Raw genomic sequence first — 16,432 nt, forward strand, 5'->3', positions numbered from 1 at the left:
CGCTGTGTTCACTGTCACAGATTTGTCCCGGTGAGTGAGAGTGGCCCAGGTCTCACTCTGTGGGGTGGCTACCTTCGCGACACCCGGCCTACCGTCCGGCGCCCCGGAATTGCGCTTCAGCCCAGACCGAGACCAAGGAGTCCATCGTCGTGAAACTCAGCGCTGCCTCGAAATCGATGGCGGGTCTGTTCGCCGTCGTAGTGGCGACGTCCGCTTGTGCGTCGGACCGCGGCGCCGACCCGTCGGCGGGCGCCCTCGCTCCGGCAGCCGCCGCAGCGGCGGCCCCCAAGGCCGAGGAATCGTTCGGAACCCTCGCGTCTCCGTGCGGGCCGGGGGATGCGGCAGGAAGCACCGACCAGGGAGTGTCGGATACCGAGATCCGCATCGGATACGGCGACGACCGGGGCTACTCGAAAAGTCCCGGACTCAACAAGGAGATCGGTGATGCCGTCTCCGCGATGATCGACTGGTGCAATGCCCAGGGTGGCATCAACGGTCGCACGATCGTCGGTACCCACTACGACGCTGCGATGACGCAGGCCAACGCCGTGATGCAGAACGCGTGTGCGAGCGAGTTCATGATGGTCGGTCACGGCTTCGCCATGGACCAGACGTCCGAGCAGACTCGGGTCGCGTGCAATCTCGCCGCTGTCCCCGCCTTCACCGTGTCCCCCGACGCGGCCAACGGCCCGATGACCTACCAGGGCGTCCCGTTCCCGGTCGACTACGCGAACGGCTCGCAGTGGTTCCAGATCGCCGAGATGTACCCGGACCTGGTCGGCGAGTTCGACGTCATCGACAGCACGATGCCCACGATCATCTCGGCGAGCACCAAGATCCGGTCCATCGCCGAGGCCGCCGGCTTCACGCTGAAGAACTGCGGTGTCACGCTCAACTACGAGGGCGAGTCGAGTTACGCGCCCTTCGCCGAGAAGTTCAAGCAGTGCGGCGTCAAGGGCCTGTGGACGTCCCGTTCTCCGGTGCCGGCCGAGTTCAACTTCGTGAAGGCACTCGACCAGGCCGGCATCGACCCGATCCTGCTCGGTGAGGCCACCTGGTACGGCAACGCCGCCCAGGCGTGGAACGGGGAGAGCGGTCTGCTCGACAACCTCCACGCCGGCATGACCTTCCAGATGATCGAGAACGCTGATGCCGTACCGGCCGTGAAGAAGTACGTCGAGCTGGTCACCGAGCAGGACGGCAAGACCGCGCTGCTCGGCATGCAGGCCACCTCTTCGTTCCTGTTGTGGGCGACCGCTGCGGACGCCTGCGGATCGGACCTGTCCCGTCAGTGCGTCATCGACGAACTGTCCCGAATCGACGAGTGGGACGGAGGCGGGCTGCACGCCGTCACCGATCCCGGGAACAACATGCCGGCAACCTGCGGGCTCGTCGTGAGGCTCACCGGCGCCGAATACACCCAGGCGTTCCCCACGGAGGCCGGCACCTTCAAGTGCGACGACCGCTACCGCGTCGCAACCGATCCGAGCACGTGGGGCACCGAACTCGGACCCGACCGCGTCGCGACGAAATACCTGAACCCGAACATCATCAGACCGACCGTCTGATCCGAGCGCCCGGTGCCGGCGAGGCCTGACACGCACTCGCCGGCACCCCGACCAGAGGTACTCGTATGGACACCTTTCTGACCTTCACGATCGTGGGGTTGGTGCTCGGATCGGTTTATGCGATCGCTGCATCGGGCCTCGTTCTCACCTACAACACGTCCGGCATCTTCAACTTCGCGCACGGCGCACAGGCGATGCTCGGTGCGTTCGCCTACTGGCAACTGCGCTACGGCTGGGGGCTGCCCACACCCGTCGCGTTGCTTCTCGTCCTCGGCGTCCTCGGCCCGATGACGGGCCTGTTGCTCTACGTCGTGATCATGCGCGGCATGCGTGACACCGCCGAGGTCACCAAAATCGTCGTCACCGTGTCGATCCTGCTCGGCATGGTCTCGGTGTCGCACTGGTTCTGGCATCCGGAGACCGCACGCACCATGACGATGTTCTTCGGCGACCAGGCAAGGATCGACCTCTTCGGCGTCACCATTCGCTACCACGAATTGATCTGTCTCGCCGCCGCGGTGCTCATCGCCGTGGGACTGCGGATCATGTTCGTGCGCACCCGCGTCGGAGTGGCGATGCGAGGGGTGGTCGATGATCCCGATCTGCTGCGCCTGAACGGGCACGACCCCGACCGGCTCGCCGCGCTGTCCTGGATGATGGGTTCGACCCTCGCGGTGCTGGCAGGTGTCCTCGTGACACCGATCAACGGTGGCACCCTCGAAGCGAACATGCTGACCCTGCTCGTCATCGACGCGTTCGCGGCGGCGATGTTCGGCCGGCTGCGCAGCATTCCGCGCACCTTCGCCGGTGCGCTGTTCCTCGGCCTGGCAGCCACATACGTGCTCGCCTACTTCCCGACCGCGTGGACGTGGACGTCGAATCTGCGGGTGTCCCTGCCGATGATCGCGCTGTTCGTGGTTCTCGTCGTACTGCCGCAGGATCGGTTGCGCGGTGCCGTCACCCGTACCCGGGAGCGCTACCACGTGCCGTCGGTGCGCAAGGCGATCGCCTGGGCGGTCGCGCTCGTCGTCATCGTCTATGCCATCCGCCTGCTCATGGTGACGTCGGCGGTCACGACCCTCACGATCGGCATGGCCTTCGCGATCATCGCGTTGTCGCTGACCCTGCTGACCGGATACGCGGGCGAGATGAACCTCGCGCCGGTATCTTTCGGTGCCATCGCGACGATCGTGGCGTTCCACTTCGGTATCTCCGGGAGCGGACTGGCTGCCCACCTGAACCTGTGGGGCGTGGCGCTCGGCGTCGCCGTCACGGCCGTGATCGGCGGGCTCATTGCGCTTCCGGCCCTGCGGTTGCGCGGCCTCTATCTCGCCCTGGCCACGATGGCGTTCGGTGTGTTCCTGTCGAACATGGTGCTGCGCGACACCACCCAGCACGAGCTGTTCGGCATCAGGTTCTCGCTGTTCACCGACGGCAACATCGCGATCCCGCCGTTGAAGGTCGGCCCACTCGACCTGCGGAACGAGACGGCCTTCCTCATGACGGTGACGGTGATCTTCGCCGTTCTCGGCGTGGGCCTCATCGCCCTGCGCAACAGCGGCTACGGCCGCCGGCTCGCAGCGATGAAGGACAGCCCCGCCGCGGCGGCGATGCTCGGCCAGAGCCTGGTGCGTCTGAAGCTCGGAGTCTTCACCCTGTCGGCGGGCATCGCCGGACTGGGCGGGCTGTTCATGTCGAGTGCGATGGGCTCGGTGTCGAACGAAAGCTTCTCGATCATGGTGAGCTTGTCGCTGCTGATGCTCACCGTCGTGGCCGGTATCGGTTACGTCTCCGGTGCGCTGTTCGGTGGTCTGATGTCGGGTATCGGCTTCGCCGTCATCATGGTTTCGTTCTCCGATCTCGCTGCGGGACAGCCGGAACTGGCCGGAATGTGGACCTTCCTCGGTCACGTCGCCGCAGTGAGCCCCGCGCTCATCGGTATCGGCGTCGCGGCCAACCCGAGCGGCAGCGTCCACCAGATGGTGGAGGGCTACCGTCACCTGAAGAACGCGGAGCCCGTGCTGGTCGGGGGTGCCGCGGTGGTGCTCGTGTCCTACCTGCTCGCGCTCGTCGGCGTGCTCGACAACTGGTGGTTCGCGTCGATCACCATCGCGACGGTGTTCATGCTTCCGGTCGTGGGACAGTGGCTGATGCCCGAAGCTGTGCTCGGCGCAGAGGAAGCGCAACGTCGCGCGCCGCTGGTTCCCGAACGGATCGGAATCGACGAGCCCTACAACGAGCAGGCACGGGACGAGATCGACCGTGAACTCGGCATCGACGAACTTCTGGCCGCACGTGCCACCGGGTCGGAGAAGGAACTGATTCCTCATGGCTGAGACACTCATTCTGGAAACACGCGGAATCACAGTCCGATTCGGCGGACACGTCGCGGTCGAGGACGTGAGCCTCGGAATCGAACCGGGAACGGTGACGGGCCTGATCGGACCCAACGGGGCCGGGAAGACGACCCTGTTCAACACGATCACCGGCCTGCAACGGCCGACGGTAGGCAAGGTCTTCCTCGATGGTCGTGACATCACGTCGCTACCGCCCTACAAGCGGGCCCGCATGGGTATGGCCCGCACGTTCCAGCGTCTCGAGTTGTTCGTGTCGCTGTCCGTGCGCGACAATCTCCGAGTGGCCGGGGACATCCACAATGCCAACGGACGCAACAAGATCGATCTGGACGAGGAAGTCGACCGGCTCCTCGAGCTGACCGGCCTGGCCGATATCGCGAGCACCGACGTCTCGGACGTACCCACCGGCCGCGCCCGCGTCGTGGAGGTCGCCCGCGCGTTGATGACCTCGCCGCGGGTGCTGCTGCTCGACGAACCCGCCTCCGGGCAGACGGAACAGGAAACGGAGGCGTTCGCCGCCCTGCTCCGCGATCTGGCCGATTCGGGTCTCGCGATCTGCCTCGTCGAGCACGACATTCCGCTCGTGATGAAGATCTGCTCCCGGATTCACGTGCTCGACTACGGCGCGGTGCTGGCCAGTGGCGTCCCGGACGAGATCAAGAACGATCCGGCAGTGATCAACGCCTACATCGGCACCGAGGAGGAAGCGGTATGAGCGTCGAACCGTTGCTCGAACTGTCGGGTGTCCGGGCCGGATACGGTGCGATCGAGGTGCTGCACAGCGTGGATCTCATACTCGAACCGGGCGCGGTGGTCGCCCTGCTCGGGCCCAACGGCGGAGGTAAGACGACGACCCTGCGCGTGTGCTCGGGTATCCATCCGGTCTCGTCGGGTGAGTTCCGGCTGGCCGGCCGCGTCGTCAACGGTGTGTCCGCAGCGGAATTCGCACGTCTGGGGGTGTGCTCGATTCCCGAGGGACGCGGCATCTTCCCCAACCTCACCGTCCGCGAGAACCTGTGGATCGGAACCGGCACCGGTGTTCCTCTCGCAGACCTCGAAGAGGTGGCGTACACGCGATTCCCCGTTCTCGGTGAGCGCCGATCGCAGCTGGCCGGTTCGATGTCCGGCGGCGAACAGCAGATGCTTGCGCTGTCGCGGGCGCTCGGTACCCATCCCACGGTGCTGTTGCTCGACGAACTGTCGATGGGTCTGGCACCGCGCATCGTCTCCCGGATCTACGACATCGTCGGCGAACTCGCCGCCGAGGGGGTGTCGATTCTCGTAGCCGAACAGTTCGCGCGAGCGGTGCTCCCGATCGCCACCAGTGCCGCGCTGATGTTGCAGGGCCGGGTGGTGCGCACGGGCGATCCGGCGGAGATCGAAGAAGAACTTTCCACCACCTATCTAGGAGGATGACCATGACCGCACTCGCCGACGAGCGACGTGAACAGTTCAAGAAGGACGTTGCAGCGCTGGGTCTCGACGCTCCCCGTCCGGATTCGGGAGGAAAGGCCCGCATCGTCGGCCTGGCCCTGATGGTGATCGGCGCCATCGCGATCTTCGTCGTCTACATTGCGTCGCTGACCCTCTCCGATACCCGTGACCTGCTGTCCTACCAGTTGCTCGCTCTCGGCTTCGTGGCTGTCACTCTGATCGGTGTGGCGGTCCATCTCGCCGCCGCGGTCACTCGTGTCCTGCGTCTGTGGCTGGTCAGGCAGTTGCTCGAGAGCAGCACGCAGGCCGAGCGGATCGCGCAGGCGCTCGCACGCAACGACTGAGCGCACATACGCCGAACGCGGCGACGGCCCACCCCGAGGGATGGGCCGTCGCCGTTCTCGATGTGCCGGAATCAGCTGCCGGCAGCCTCGAGACCGGTGGTGATGTCGGCAAGGATGTCGTCGATGTTCTCGATGCCCACGGCGAGTCGCACGAGACCCGGGGTGACACCCGCGGCGATCTGCTCCTCGCCGGTGAGCTGCGAGTGGGTGGTCGACGCGGGGTGGATGACCAGCGAACGGACGTCGCCGATGTTCGCGACGTGGCTGTGCAGGGTCAGCGCGTTGACGAAGCGCTTGCCGGCGTCGATGCCGCCGGAGAGCTCGAACACCACGATCGCACCGGCGCCGCGCGGGGTGAGCTGCTGGGCGCGGTCGTACCACGGCGAGGACTTCAGGCCGGCGTAGGCGACGGAGGTGACCTCCGGGCGTCCCTCGAGGAACTCGGCGACCTTCTGTGCGTTCTCCACGTGCCGCTCGATGCGCAGACTCAGCGTCTCGATGCCCTGCGAGATGAGGAAGGCGTTGAACGGGGAGACCGCCGCGCCCATGTCGCGCAGCAGTTGCACGCGCGCCTTGAGTGCGTAGGCCGGAGCGCCGAGGTCGGCGAAGACGACACCGTGGTAGCTCGGGTCGGGGGTCGTGAAACCGACGTGGCGGCCCTGCGTCCAGTCGAACGTGCCGCCGTCGACGATGACACCGGCGATGGCCGTGCCGTGGCCGCCGAGGTACTTGGTGGCCGAGTGCACGACGATGTCGGCACCGTGCTCGAGCGGGCGGAGCAGGTAGGGGGTGGCGACCGTGTTGTCGACGATCAGCGGTAGCCCGTTCTCGTGGGCGACACCCGAGATGCCGGGCAGATCGAGGATGTGGTTCTTCGGGTTGGCGATCGTCTCGCCGAAGAACGCGCGGGTGTTGTCGCGGACGGCTTCGCGCCACTGGTCGAGGTTGTCGGGATCCTGGACGAAGGTGACCTCGATGCCGAGCTTGGGCAGCGTGTAGTGGAACAGGTTGTACGTGCCGCCGTAGAGATACGGGCTCGACACGATGTGATCGCCGGCCTGCGCCAGGTTGAGGATCGCGAAGGTCTCGGCGGCCTGTCCGGACGCGAGGAGGAGGGCGGCGACGCCACCTTCGAGGGCAGCGATGCGCTGCTCGACCGCGTCCTGCGTCGGGTTCATGATGCGGGTGTAGATGTTGCCCGGTTCGGCGAGACCGAACAGCGCCGCGGCGTGATCGGTGTTGTCGAAGGTGTAGCTGGTGGTCTGGTAGATGGGCAGGGCCCGGGCCTTCGTGTCGCCGCCGGCGGGCTGTCCCACGTGGATCTGCTTGGTCTCGAAGCTCCAGTTCGCGCTGGGATCGGTTGCTTCAGGGGTGGTGTCGCTCATGGCTCTGCTCCGGATTCGGGATGTGTTCTGATCGTCGACATGCTGACCTTCGGGCCCCGCACACGACATCACCGTACGGCGGTGTGGAGGGGGCAGGAACGGGTGCGGCGGTCAGCGGGCCAGGCACCCGCGGATACACGAGAGTTGGGCACGACGGTGCGGCGACCGGCTCGCGCGCTCGTACGTCTTGCTCACGGTCCCGACAATAACCTGTCCGCACGATTCCGACCAGACTCATAGGAATTCGCTCTCGCCAGGAAACTGACTCCGGAGTACCTACAGTCTGTGTGTACCCCTTCCGGTGTGACCTCTGTTACTGCTAACGTTCTGGAACAGATTCCAGTTTCATGAGGCGCGCAGGGTCGTGGCCAGGACTTATGGAGGTGCAGTTGACCGCCGTCGACTCCGCGCTCGAGCCCGTCGGAACCTCGTCGAAACGAGAACTTCCACCATCGATGGTCGATCGGATGACCCTCATCCTGGAGGCCTTCGACAGCCGCGGCGCACTCACTCTCGAAGAGGTCACCTGTCGCTCCGGGTTGCCCCGTTCGACGGTGCACCGCATCCTCGATCACCTCGTGCGTCGCGACTGGATCGAGCACGCATCCTTCGGCTACTGCCTCGGCCCGCGTGCCCTCGGTCTCGGTGGCAGCGACACGGGCCACCGCCGCATCCGGGAGGCCGCTGCGCCGCATCTCCACGACCTGGCGATGCAGACCGGCGCCGTCGTCCACTTGACGGTCCTCGAGGGCAACGAGGTGCTCTACCTCGACAAGGTTGGTGGACAGTTCGCGTCGAGCGTGCCGTCACGGGTGGGCGGTCGGTTCCCCGCCTACGCCACCGCGGCCGGCAAGTCCATCCTCGCGTGGCTCGAGCCCGAACGCATCGACGCGCTGTACGGCAAGACTCTCGTGCCGTGCACCGAGCGCACCATCCGCGATCACGTCGCACTGCACCAGGAGCTCAACCGCATTCGCAAGCGTCGTGGCGTCGCGTTCGAACGTGAGGAAGCTGCGCGGGGCATCGGATGCGTGGGCGTCGCGCTCCGCGGCGTCGACGGCCCGGTCGCCGCCCTGTCGCTGGCAGCAGACGCGCGTTCGACCCGCCTGGAGTGGGTGGCGCCGATCGTCGCCGATACCGCTCGAAAGATCACGCGCACGCTGTTCCCGGAGCAGGAGCGCGACGACAGCCTGCAGGCCACCGAGAAGGTGGGCTGACGCCTTTCGGCTTTCGCCACGAAGGACTGTGCGCAGTTCTCGTCGGAAATCCCTCGAGGAGATCGACGAGAACTGCGCACAGTTCGTTGTATGGCCGTAGGCCGTGTCAGAGCAGGTGGACCTTCTTGTAGAGGATCTTCGACGGTCCGCCGATGAGGCCGACGTTGTCGAGGAAGGTCATCAGCTTCGCGCCGGACTTGCGCACGCGATCGTGATAGTGCTTGTTGCCCTTCGCCTCTTGCAGAGCGCGCTCGCGATCGAGGCCCGCATTGGCGTAAACGTCGGGGTGGATCATGCTCTTGACGACGAAGAACACCACGAGCGCGGTGTTGAACCGCTCGAACGCGAGTCGCGTGCGGCTCGCACCGGCGAGTCGGCGTGCGACCTCCTCGCGGGCGAAGCGGATGTGGCGCGCTTCCTCGAGGACGTGGATCTTCGACACCGCGCGGGTGACGGGCTGCACCCGCTCGTCGCGCATGAAGTCGCGCTGCATCATGTCGAGGATCTCCTCGGCAGCCATGACCGATGCATAGGCGTTGGCGCCCTTGAAGAAATGGCCCCACAGGCGACCGAGCTGGTGGATGTAGCGGGCCGGACCGTAGCCCGGCATGTTCAGCCGTTCGCCGGCGCGCGCGAACATCACCGAGTGGCGGCACTCGTCGGCGACCTCGGTGAGGGCGAACTGGACGTGACGCGAATGCTTGTCGCGGTCGTAGACGTCGCGCAGGAGCATCTGCATGAGCAGGATCTCGAACCACAGGCCGACGCTCGAAACGCTCGCGGCCTCATGCTTGGTCAGCTCGATGCGCTGTTCGTCGGTGAGCTCGTCCCACAGTGCGGTGCCGTAGAGCGTGCTCCATTCGGGGGTCATTCCGAACTTGTCGTCGGGGACGGGGGCTTCCCAGTCCACCTCGACGACCGGGTCGTACGACTTACGTGCGGACGAGGCGAGCAGTCGTCCGGCGGTTTCTTCGCGATCGGACAGTGCGACGCCGGGGATGAAGCCCTTGCTGGTCTCGCGGGTGAGCGATGCGGTCATGCCTCCACCTTTTTAGTGTGACGACTAGTAACTGTTATCCAGGTTAGCGCGATCACGCGAACAGCACAATGCCCGCGACCTGCGTCGCGGGCATCGAGAAAGAAAAGAGAGGGGAGGGTTACGAGCGCCGGGGTGGCCAGAAGGCGGAGATCAACGCTCCGACCAGCAAGATCGCGGCGACTGCCCACGATGCCTGCTGCAAGCCGTCGAGGAAGGCGTTCTGTGCGAGTTCGGCGAGTTGCTCGCCCTGCGGACCCGCATGCTCGGCGACCTGTATCGCGGCGGCGAGCGAATCCTGCACGGCGGCCCGGGCCGGCTCGGGGATCATCGGCGCCACCGGATCGATGCCGTGCCCGTAGGCTGCGGCCAGGACGCTGCCCGTGATCGCAACACCGATCGCCGCACCGATCTCGCGGGTCGCGTCGTCGACCGCCGAATGGGGGCGGGTGGTGAACGCGAACCGACGGTGGTCGGTCAGTTCGGTGCCGGCGATCGCGTCCCCCCTTTCGCCCCGGTGCGGGCAGCACTGAGGCTGCCGCACGCGTTCCTTTCCGGCGGTGCCGGTGTCAGATCTCGGCGGTGACGGTATCGCGGGGTACCGGCATGTTCTGTTCGGCCCGCACCACTACGGCGTGGTGGGGTGCGCGCGGAGGAGTCGTCCCTGGATACACGAGGGTTGTTTCTGCGATAGTGCGGTGATCGGAACCGGTTCGGCGACCGGGGGATGTGAACCTGTGGTGCTACGCAGGATGCCGCGGTACTTCGTGGTCTCCTCGAGGGCGAAGGAGGTCGGAAGAAGTATCAGTGGGTATGAAGGAGTATCGGGCTTCTCGTCGACTGTTGTCAGCCCGCCGGTCACAGACCCATGTCCTCGTCGTGCAGACCCTCCACGCCCACCGCCGCCTTCTTCTCCTCGCGCGGACGACGCAGGACGTACAGCCGCGAATGCTGGAAGTCCCGCAGCCGCAGCGTGCGCACCGTCTGGAAGCGGAACTCCTCGCAGTCGGAGAGGGCATCGGCGAGGTTCTCGTCGACGAGGATCGTGCCCGGCCGCGCCGCGCCGGTGAGACGGGCCGCGATGTTGACGACCGAACCGAACAGGTCGCCGAAGCGCGGCAACGCCTGGCCCCACGCCAGTCCGATCCGCAGGTCCGGATAGTCCTTCTGGGACCTGAACGAATCCTGCAGTTCGAGGGCGATCCGTGCGGCGTCGACCGGACGTTCGGCCGCGAACATCACCTCATCGCCGACGGTTTTGATCACCCAGCCGTTGTGCCGGGCGATGACGTCGGAGACCTCCGATTCGAAGTAGTCGAGCAGCTCGCTCAGCGCGGCCGCATCGATCTGCCGGGTCAACCGTGTGTAGCCGACCATGTCGGCGAAACCGACGACCAACTCGTGGAGCTCCCCGGAATCCTGCGGGCGCGCGGCGGCCCGGGCGGTCGTGGCCACCAGGTGCCGACGCCACATGTGGCTCTGGAGGCTCACCGCGAGCTCGGTCGTGCGATCGACGATGTGGTCGATCAGCGCGCGGATCTCCTCTTCCTGCGGGGGAGTCTCCGTTTTCGCGTAGGCGGAGGCCAACTGGGTGAAGACGTGGGTGTTGAGCAGATTCAGTTGCCACTCGGTCAGCCGCGACATCGACTGTCCGATCGACCGGGCCGCGGGCACCTCGAGGCTTTCGTCGATCGCGCCGCTCGCGATGATGGCCGCCGTCGCACGCAGGGCCTCGACGTCGCCGTCGGTGAACATCACGACGTCGGGATCGGGATCGACGGTCAGACCGAGTGCCTGCCACAGCCGGCGCACCCGCGCAGGTGCGAGCCCGCACAACTCGGCCACCTCGTTCAGGGTGTAACGAAGAGGACCACCGAGCAGCGCGTTCTCCAGCTGTGACTGGATCACTGACAGCACGTCGGTTCCTGATGCAGGTGCCGGATCGGACGGGGTCACTCCTCCATCCTTACCGTGCCCCGGGCCCATGCGCGCGGCAGGTCGTATCGAACAGGTGTACAGGCGTGTCGTACGGATGTGCGACAGTGACCGACATCGAAGCCCTGCCGACCCTTCGGCGAACCGAGAAAGGACGTCGCATGTCGCCCCGCAGACGCGCGGACCACCTGACGGAGGAACAACTCGGAGAGCTCGGTGCCGCTCTCGCCGAGGGGCGCCGCCCGACCGTCTACCTCGTCGAGGGCATTCCGAGTCTCGGCATCGACCCGGGGACGTCGGCGCGGGTGGTATCGATCAGCGGCAGCACCGTGATGGTGCGGCCGAAGGGCGTCGACGACGAGTTGCCGTTCGAGACCGACGAACTGCGCGCCACCCGCGAGCCGGCCGGAACGAAGCGCGCACCGGCGAAGACCGCACGCACGTCCGGTGGTGCGAAGCCCGCTCCGGCGAAGGCAGCTCCCGCGAAGGTGGCACCCGTGCAACCCGCGACCCCACGGGCTACCGCATCCAGGCCTGCTGCACCGAAGCCTGCTCCCCAGAAATCCGAGAGCCCAGCAGTCGCTGCGGTTCCCCGCGCCCAGGAGAAGAAGCCCGTGACCCAGACGACCCCCGCTTCGTCCGACACTCCCGCCTCCCGGCCGCCGGCACCGGCGAAGCCGAAGGCCCCGGCCCGCAAAGCGAAGAAGGCGCCGTCGATCACGATCACCGTCACGATCGACCCGGAGAACGAGTGGACGGTGGGGGTCGCGCACGGCACCCGCAAGGTCGGTAAGCCCGCAACGGTCGCACCCGACGCCGTCGAACGTGCGGTGAAGGAACTCGGCGATCCCACGGCCACCGAGGCCGTCCAGTCGGTGATCGAGGAGGCGCGTCGCGCGGCCGAGGAGCGGGTCGCGCAGCTCAGCCGCGAGCTCGAGGAGGCCCGTCAAGCTCTGGAAAGCTTGGGCGCAACCCGGAAATCCGGCGGAAACCTCTAGTACGCTCAGCCCGACGGCTGCCGGACGGCGCAGCGCAGGAGGGCCTCCATGTTCAGAAAACTGGTTGTTGCAATCGCGAGCGCGGTCGCGCTGGTCGGCGCGGGTTCCGGGGTGGCCGTCGCGGCTCCTCCGGTCACCCTCGGTGGCGGTTCGGGCATCACTCTCGGAGACAACGGGCAGGACATCTTCGACTGCACGCTCACCACGATCGGCAACGACGCCGCCGGACGCCTCGTGGGTCTCACTGCCGCGCACTGCGGCTCTCCCGGCATGACGGTGAAAGCCGAATACGACCTCGCTGCCGGCTCGGTGGGCCGCATCGTGTCGACCAACGAACGGCTCGACTACGCCGTGATCGAGTTCGACCGGAGCAAGGTCGTTCCGGTCAACCGCGTCGGCAACGTGACGATCACCGGCCTCGGTGCCCCCGCGGGCTTCCCGAACATCGCCTGCAAGGAAGGCCGCACCACGGGCAACACCTGCGGCATCGTCTGGGGCGACGTGTTCGGCTCGCAGGAGACCTGGACGCAGGTGTGCGTCATCGAAGGCGACTCGGGCGCACCGCTCGTGGTGGGCACGACGCTCGTCGCGATGGTCAACGCCTACCTGCTCGCGCCGTGCGCCGGCCCCGAGGTCGGAACGAACATCGACGTGATCATGGCCGACATCAACGGTCGGGGCGGGCCGGGCGCAGGTTTCCGTCCGATCTAGCAGCACCCCCGGAGCGGGAGGGTTCACCCGACCCTCATCCGCACACCGCACCGTTCGATGCGGAACCGACCAGCTTCGTGTACTTCGCCAGTACACCCCGGGTGTAGCGCGGCGGCAGTGGCTCCCAGCCCTGTCGCCGCGTTTCCATTTCCTTCTCGTCGACCAGCACGTCGAGCAGGCCGTTCGAGACGTCGAGACGAATCCGGTCGCCGTCGCGGACGAAGGCGATAGGGCCGCCGTCGACGGCCTCCGGGGCGACGTGCCCGACGCACAACCCGGTGGTACCACCGGAGAATCGTCCGTCGGTGAGCAGCAGGACGTCCTTGCCTAGCCCGGCGCCCTTGATCGCACCGGTGATCGCGAGCATCTCGCGCATGCCCGGGCCACCCTTGGGACCCTCGTACCGGATGACCACCACGTCGCCTGCGGTGATGGTGCCGTCCTCGAGCGCGTCCATCGCGGCGCGTTCGCGTTCGAAGACCCGCGCCGTTCCCTCGAAGACCGACTCGTCGAAGCCTGCGGACTTCACCACCGCTCCGCCGGGAGCGAGACTGCCCCGCAGGATCGTGATGCCCCCCGTGGGATGGATCGGGTCGCTCAGGGCGCGCAGCACCTTGCCGTCGGGGTCCGGGGGCGCGATGCCGGAGAGGTTCTCCGCGACGGTCTTCCCGGTGACGGTGAGGCAGTCACCGTGCAGCAGACCCGCGTCGAGCAACGCCTTCATGATGACCGGGACACCGCCGATGTGGTCGACGTCCTTCATCACGTGCCGGCCGAACGGTTTGACGTCGGCGAGATGCGGCACCCGCGCACCCACGCGGACGAAGTCGTCGAGGCTCAGATCCACCTGCGCCTCGTGCGCGATCGCGAGCAGGTGGAGCACGGCGTTCGTGGATCCCCCGAAGGCCATGACCACCGCGATGGCGTTCTCGAACGCCTCCTTGGTGAGGATGTCGGAGGCCGTGATTCCGCGACGCAACAACTCGACCACCGCCTGCCCGCTGCGCCGGGCGAAACCGTCGCGGCGACGATCCGTGGCGGGCGGCGACGCGCTTCCCGGCAGCGACATGCCGAGCGCCTCGGCCGAGGCGGCCATCGTGTTCGCGGTATACATGCCGCCGCACGCACCCTCGCCGGGGCAGATGGCACGCTCGATCGCGTCGAGATCGGTCTCGGACATCAGGCCCCGCGCACACGCCCCGACCGCCTCGAAGGCATCGATGATCGTCACGTCGCGTTCGGTGCCGTCGGACAGTTTCGCGATGCCCGGCAGGATCGACCCGGCGTACAGGAAGACGGCGGCGAGATCGAGGCGGGCGGCAGCCATGAGCATGCCGGGCAGGGACTTGTCGCATCCCGCGAGCAGCACCGAGCCGTCGAGTCGCTCGGCCTGCATCACCGTCTCGACGCTGTCGGCGATGACCTCCCGGGAGACCAGGGAGAAGTGCATACCCTCATGCCCCATCGAGATCCCGTCGGACACGGAGATGGTGCCGAATTCGAGCGGATAACCGCCCGCGGCGTGCACGCCCTCCTTCACCGATCGCGCGAGGCGTTCGAGCGGGAGGTTGCAGGGGGTGATCTCGTTCCACGACGACGCCACACCGATCTGCGGCTTGCCCCAGTCCTCGTCTCCCATCCCCACCGCACGGAGCATGCCGCGCGAGGCGGCCTTCTCCATGCCGTCGGTGACGTCGCGGCTACGGGGCTTGATATCGGGTCGGTCCGTCATGACGCCTTCCTGGGGTCGCGGCCGGTGAGGGCGATGAGCCGGTCCTGCGGGGACGCATCGTCGGGGACCGGGACGGGATCGGCGAACAGACCGCTCGAGGCGAGCATGTCCTTCTGCGGTTCGATGTCGGCAAGCACGGCGTCGACGAGGTCGGCGTCGAGCGTTTCGTCGGCACCGATGGCCCGGGCGAGATCCCAAGTGTGCACGGTGATGTCCGCGACCTGCTGTTTCATGTAGTCGAGGCACGGGACGGTGCCGTAGGACAGGTGGACCTCCTGGGACGGTGACGTCATCGCCCACGCGGCGGTCGCCTGCTCGGCGAAGCGTGCCCATTCGGCGGCGAGATCGTCCCCGATCGGTTCGAGTGCGGCCTTCGCGTCGTCGAGGGAACGGCCGGAGAGCAGCGGCTGGATCCAGCGCTGCTCGTCGACCATGTGCCACACCAGGTCGGTGACGTCCCACTCGGTGTCCGGGGTGGGTGCGTGCCAGTCGCGGATCTGCGCGACACGGTCGTCGAACTCGCGACGCGCGGTTCGTTGCAGGGAAAGCCAGTCGGTCACCATGGATCTCAGCCTAGGGCGCGGGCTGCTCGGATCACGGCGATTTCAACTCCTGCGATCATGCGCGGGATGCGGGACGATCGGGAGTCGCACCGTGTCGTCGTCGAGGAGAAGTACATGCCTGTCCCCACCGTCCAGCTCGCGCCCGGTCTCGTCGTCAGCGCCCAGGGTTACGGCGCGATGTCCGTCGCCCCCGCATACGGCGAGGTGAATCTCGACGAGGCACTCGCGACCCTGCACCACGCCGTGGATCTGGGCATCACCTTCATCGACACCGCCGACGTCTACGGCGACGGCACCAGCGAGAAGGTGGTCGGCACGCTGCTCGCCGACCGGCGGGACGAGGTCCAGCTGGCGACGAAGTTCGGTCTCGTCGGCGCGGTCGGCGGCACGGGCACCGCCAACCGTCGCATCAACGGCCGTCCCGAATACGCGAAGCAGGCCATCGACGAGTCGCTCGGGCGTCTCGGCGTCGACCACGTCGACCTGTACTACCTGCACCGCGTGGATCCGGACGTGCCGGTCGAGGATACGGTCGGTGCCCTCGCCGAACTCGTGCAGGCCGGCAAGGTGCAGCACATCGGACTGTCGGAGGCCACGGGCGACGAACTGCGCCGCGCGCACGCCGTCCACCCGATCGCGGTGATCCAGTCGGAGTGGAGCATCGTCTCGCGCGACGTCGAACGGCACGTGGTGCCCACCGCCGCCGAACTCGGCATCGGCTTCGTGCCGTACTCGCCGGTGAGCCGGGGGCTGCTCACCGACGCCTTCGATCCCGGACAGGTCGCCGAGAACGACCTGCGCAAGCGCTTCCCGCGCTTCGACGCCGACGCCCTGCCGACCAACCTCGCGGTCCGTGAAGAGGTGCGGGCGGTTGCGAAGGAGGCGGACGCGACCATCGCGCAGATCGCCCTGGCATGGCTGGACGCGAAGGGGCGCGAGTTCGGCTTGCCGTCGGTGTCGATCCCCGGCACCCGCTACGCGAGTCGCGTCACCGAGAACGCCGGAGCGCTCGACGTGACGCTCACCGACGAGCAGGTCGCACGGCTGGATCGTCTCGCCGACAAGGTCGCCGGTCCGCGTGCGGCCGACCCGACGTGGGTGTCGCTCGGACGTGAGTAATCAGCACCGTTAACAGACCGACGCGTATCGTCC

At 67.0% G+C, this 16,432-nt stretch carries 15 protein-coding genes; 9 read left to right on the forward strand and 6 right to left on the reverse strand.

The features are described 5' to 3' along the window. Nucleotides 1–176 precede the first annotated feature (176 nt). The 5 genes from NVV99_RS09180 to NVV99_RS09200 all read left to right on the forward strand — a co-directional run bounded on the left by NVV99_RS09180 (nt 177) and on the right by NVV99_RS09200 (nt 5,703). Nucleotides 177–1,568 carry an ABC transporter substrate-binding protein gene (locus tag NVV99_RS09180; RefSeq protein ID WP_197481885.1) on the forward strand — a complete coding sequence of 464 codons (1,392 nt, stop codon included), beginning with the start codon at nt 177–179 and terminating at the stop codon, nt 1,566–1,568. A 65-nt stretch (nt 1,569–1,633) separates the two neighbouring features. After that, nucleotides 1,634–3,904 carry an ABC transporter permease gene (locus NVV99_RS09185; protein WP_024102161.1) on the forward strand — a complete coding sequence of 757 codons (2,271 nt, stop codon included), beginning with the start codon at nt 1,634–1,636 and terminating at the stop codon, nt 3,902–3,904. Further along, nucleotides 3,897–4,640: an ABC transporter ATP-binding protein gene (locus NVV99_RS09190; RefSeq protein WP_024102160.1), complete on the forward strand. Its 744-nt coding sequence runs from the start codon at nt 3,897–3,899 to the stop codon at nt 4,638–4,640. Before NVV99_RS09185 ends, NVV99_RS09190 begins: the two co-directional genes overlap by 8 nt. Next, nucleotides 4,637–5,341 (forward strand): ABC transporter ATP-binding protein, encoded by a 705-nt coding sequence (locus NVV99_RS09195; protein ID WP_006551002.1) that lies wholly within the window; start codon nt 4,637–4,639, stop codon nt 5,339–5,341. Before NVV99_RS09190 ends, NVV99_RS09195 begins: the two co-directional genes overlap by 4 nt. Beyond that, a complete protein-coding gene (locus tag NVV99_RS09200; protein ID WP_019290778.1) occupies nt 5,338–5,703 on the forward strand; it encodes a hypothetical protein in 366 nt (121 codons plus the stop codon). The genes NVV99_RS09195 and NVV99_RS09200 overlap by 4 nt, the downstream gene beginning before the upstream one ends. A 71-nt stretch (nt 5,704–5,774) precedes the next feature. Here the strand turns inward: NVV99_RS09200 and NVV99_RS09205 are convergent, their stop codons facing one another. Then, nucleotides 5,775–7,088, reverse strand: coding sequence for a bifunctional o-acetylhomoserine/o-acetylserine sulfhydrylase (locus tag NVV99_RS09205; protein WP_006551000.1), 1,314 nt, complete (start codon nt 7,086–7,088; stop codon nt 5,775–5,777). Nucleotides 7,089–7,465: 377 nt separating this feature from the next. Between NVV99_RS09205 and NVV99_RS09210 the strand changes: the two genes are divergently transcribed. Beyond that, nucleotides 7,466–8,305 (forward strand): IclR family transcriptional regulator, encoded by an 840-nt coding sequence (locus tag NVV99_RS09210; protein ID WP_041803465.1) that lies wholly within the window; start codon nt 7,466–7,468, stop codon nt 8,303–8,305. 106 nt (nt 8,306–8,411) lie between these two features. Here NVV99_RS09210 and NVV99_RS09215 read toward each other — a convergent pair whose 3' ends face one another. The 3 genes from NVV99_RS09215 to NVV99_RS09225 form a co-directional block, all read right to left on the reverse strand. Further along, nucleotides 8,412–9,344: a diiron oxygenase gene (locus NVV99_RS09215; protein WP_006550998.1), complete on the reverse strand. Its 933-nt coding sequence runs from the start codon at nt 9,342–9,344 to the stop codon at nt 8,412–8,414. A gap of 118 nt (nt 9,345–9,462) precedes the next feature. Beyond that, nucleotides 9,463–9,885, reverse strand: a complete 423-nt coding sequence (locus NVV99_RS09220) for a hypothetical protein (protein ID WP_024102158.1) — start codon at nt 9,883–9,885, stop codon at nt 9,463–9,465. A gap of 314 nt (nt 9,886–10,199) precedes the next feature. Continuing rightward, nucleotides 10,200–11,327 carry an adenylate/guanylate cyclase domain-containing protein gene (locus tag NVV99_RS09225; protein ID WP_242411644.1) on the reverse strand — a complete coding sequence of 376 codons (1,128 nt, stop codon included), beginning with the start codon at nt 11,325–11,327 and terminating at the stop codon, nt 10,200–10,202. Nucleotides 11,328–11,437: 110 nt separating this feature from the next. Between NVV99_RS09225 and NVV99_RS09230 the strand changes: the two genes are divergently transcribed. Both NVV99_RS09230 and NVV99_RS09235 read left to right on the forward strand, forming a co-directional pair. After that, the gene (locus tag NVV99_RS09230; RefSeq protein ID WP_024102156.1) at nt 11,438–12,274 is read left to right on the forward strand and encodes a DUF6319 family protein; all 837 of its coding nucleotides are present in this window, start codon (nt 11,438–11,440) and stop codon (nt 12,272–12,274) included. A 48-nt stretch (nt 12,275–12,322) separates the two neighbouring features. Next, nucleotides 12,323–12,985: a hypothetical protein gene (locus tag NVV99_RS09235; protein WP_006550994.1), complete on the forward strand. Its 663-nt coding sequence runs from the start codon at nt 12,323–12,325 to the stop codon at nt 12,983–12,985. A 34-nt stretch (nt 12,986–13,019) separates the two neighbouring features. Here NVV99_RS09235 and ilvD read toward each other — a convergent pair whose 3' ends face one another. Beyond that, nucleotides 13,020–14,717, reverse strand: a complete 1,698-nt coding sequence (gene ilvD, locus NVV99_RS09240) for a dihydroxy-acid dehydratase (protein ID WP_024102155.1) — start codon at nt 14,715–14,717, stop codon at nt 13,020–13,022. Continuing rightward, nucleotides 14,714–15,280: a TIGR03086 family metal-binding protein gene (locus NVV99_RS09245; protein WP_024102154.1), complete on the reverse strand. Its 567-nt coding sequence runs from the start codon at nt 15,278–15,280 to the stop codon at nt 14,714–14,716. The genes ilvD and NVV99_RS09245 overlap by 4 nt, the downstream gene beginning before the upstream one ends. A gap of 114 nt (nt 15,281–15,394) precedes the next feature. Here NVV99_RS09245 and NVV99_RS09250 point away from each other — a divergent pair, with 114 nt between their 5' ends. Beyond that, entirely contained in the window at nt 15,395–16,399 is a 1,005-nt protein-coding gene (locus NVV99_RS09250; RefSeq protein ID WP_024102153.1) for an aldo/keto reductase, read from the forward strand. The last annotated feature ends 33 nt before the right edge of the window (nt 16,400–16,432 follow it).

The sequence above is a fragment of the Rhodococcus sp. PAE-6 genome, from assembly GCF_025290685.1.
In the GTDB taxonomy this organism is placed as follows: domain Bacteria; phylum Actinomycetota; class Actinomycetes; order Mycobacteriales; family Mycobacteriaceae; genus Rhodococcus; species Rhodococcus pyridinivorans.

Bases quoted from the DNA above. Each gene is read 5' to 3' on its own strand.
- NVV99_RS09250 (WP_024102153.1), top strand. From the start codon at position 15,395: ATGCCTGTCCCCACCGTCCAGCTCGCGCCCGGTCTCGTCGTCAGCGCC.
- NVV99_RS09245 (WP_024102154.1), bottom strand. From the start codon at position 15,280: ATGGTGACCGACTGGCTTTCCCTGCAACGAACCGCGCGTCGCGAGTTC.
- NVV99_RS09225 (WP_242411644.1), bottom strand. From the start codon at position 11,327: ATGGGCCCGGGGCACGGTAAGGATGGAGGAGTGACCCCGTCCGATCCG.
- ilvD (WP_024102155.1), bottom strand. From the start codon at position 14,717: ATGACGGACCGACCCGATATCAAGCCCCGTAGCCGCGACGTCACCGAC.
- NVV99_RS09210 (WP_041803465.1), top strand. From the start codon at position 7,466: ATGGAGGTGCAGTTGACCGCCGTCGACTCCGCGCTCGAGCCCGTCGGA.
- NVV99_RS09200 (WP_019290778.1), top strand. From the start codon at position 5,338: ATGACCATGACCGCACTCGCCGACGAGCGACGTGAACAGTTCAAGAAG.
- NVV99_RS09205 (WP_006551000.1), bottom strand. From the start codon at position 7,088: ATGAGCGACACCACCCCTGAAGCAACCGATCCCAGCGCGAACTGGAGC.
- NVV99_RS09235 (WP_006550994.1), top strand. From the start codon at position 12,323: ATGTTCAGAAAACTGGTTGTTGCAATCGCGAGCGCGGTCGCGCTGGTC.
- NVV99_RS09230 (WP_024102156.1), top strand. From the start codon at position 11,438: ATGTCGCCCCGCAGACGCGCGGACCACCTGACGGAGGAACAACTCGGA.
- NVV99_RS09195 (WP_006551002.1), top strand. From the start codon at position 4,637: ATGAGCGTCGAACCGTTGCTCGAACTGTCGGGTGTCCGGGCCGGATAC.
- NVV99_RS09180 (WP_197481885.1), top strand. From the start codon at position 177: ATGGCGGGTCTGTTCGCCGTCGTAGTGGCGACGTCCGCTTGTGCGTCG.
- NVV99_RS09190 (WP_024102160.1), top strand. From the start codon at position 3,897: ATGGCTGAGACACTCATTCTGGAAACACGCGGAATCACAGTCCGATTC.
- NVV99_RS09215 (WP_006550998.1), bottom strand. From the start codon at position 9,344: ATGACCGCATCGCTCACCCGCGAGACCAGCAAGGGCTTCATCCCCGGC.
- NVV99_RS09185 (WP_024102161.1), top strand. From the start codon at position 1,634: ATGGACACCTTTCTGACCTTCACGATCGTGGGGTTGGTGCTCGGATCG.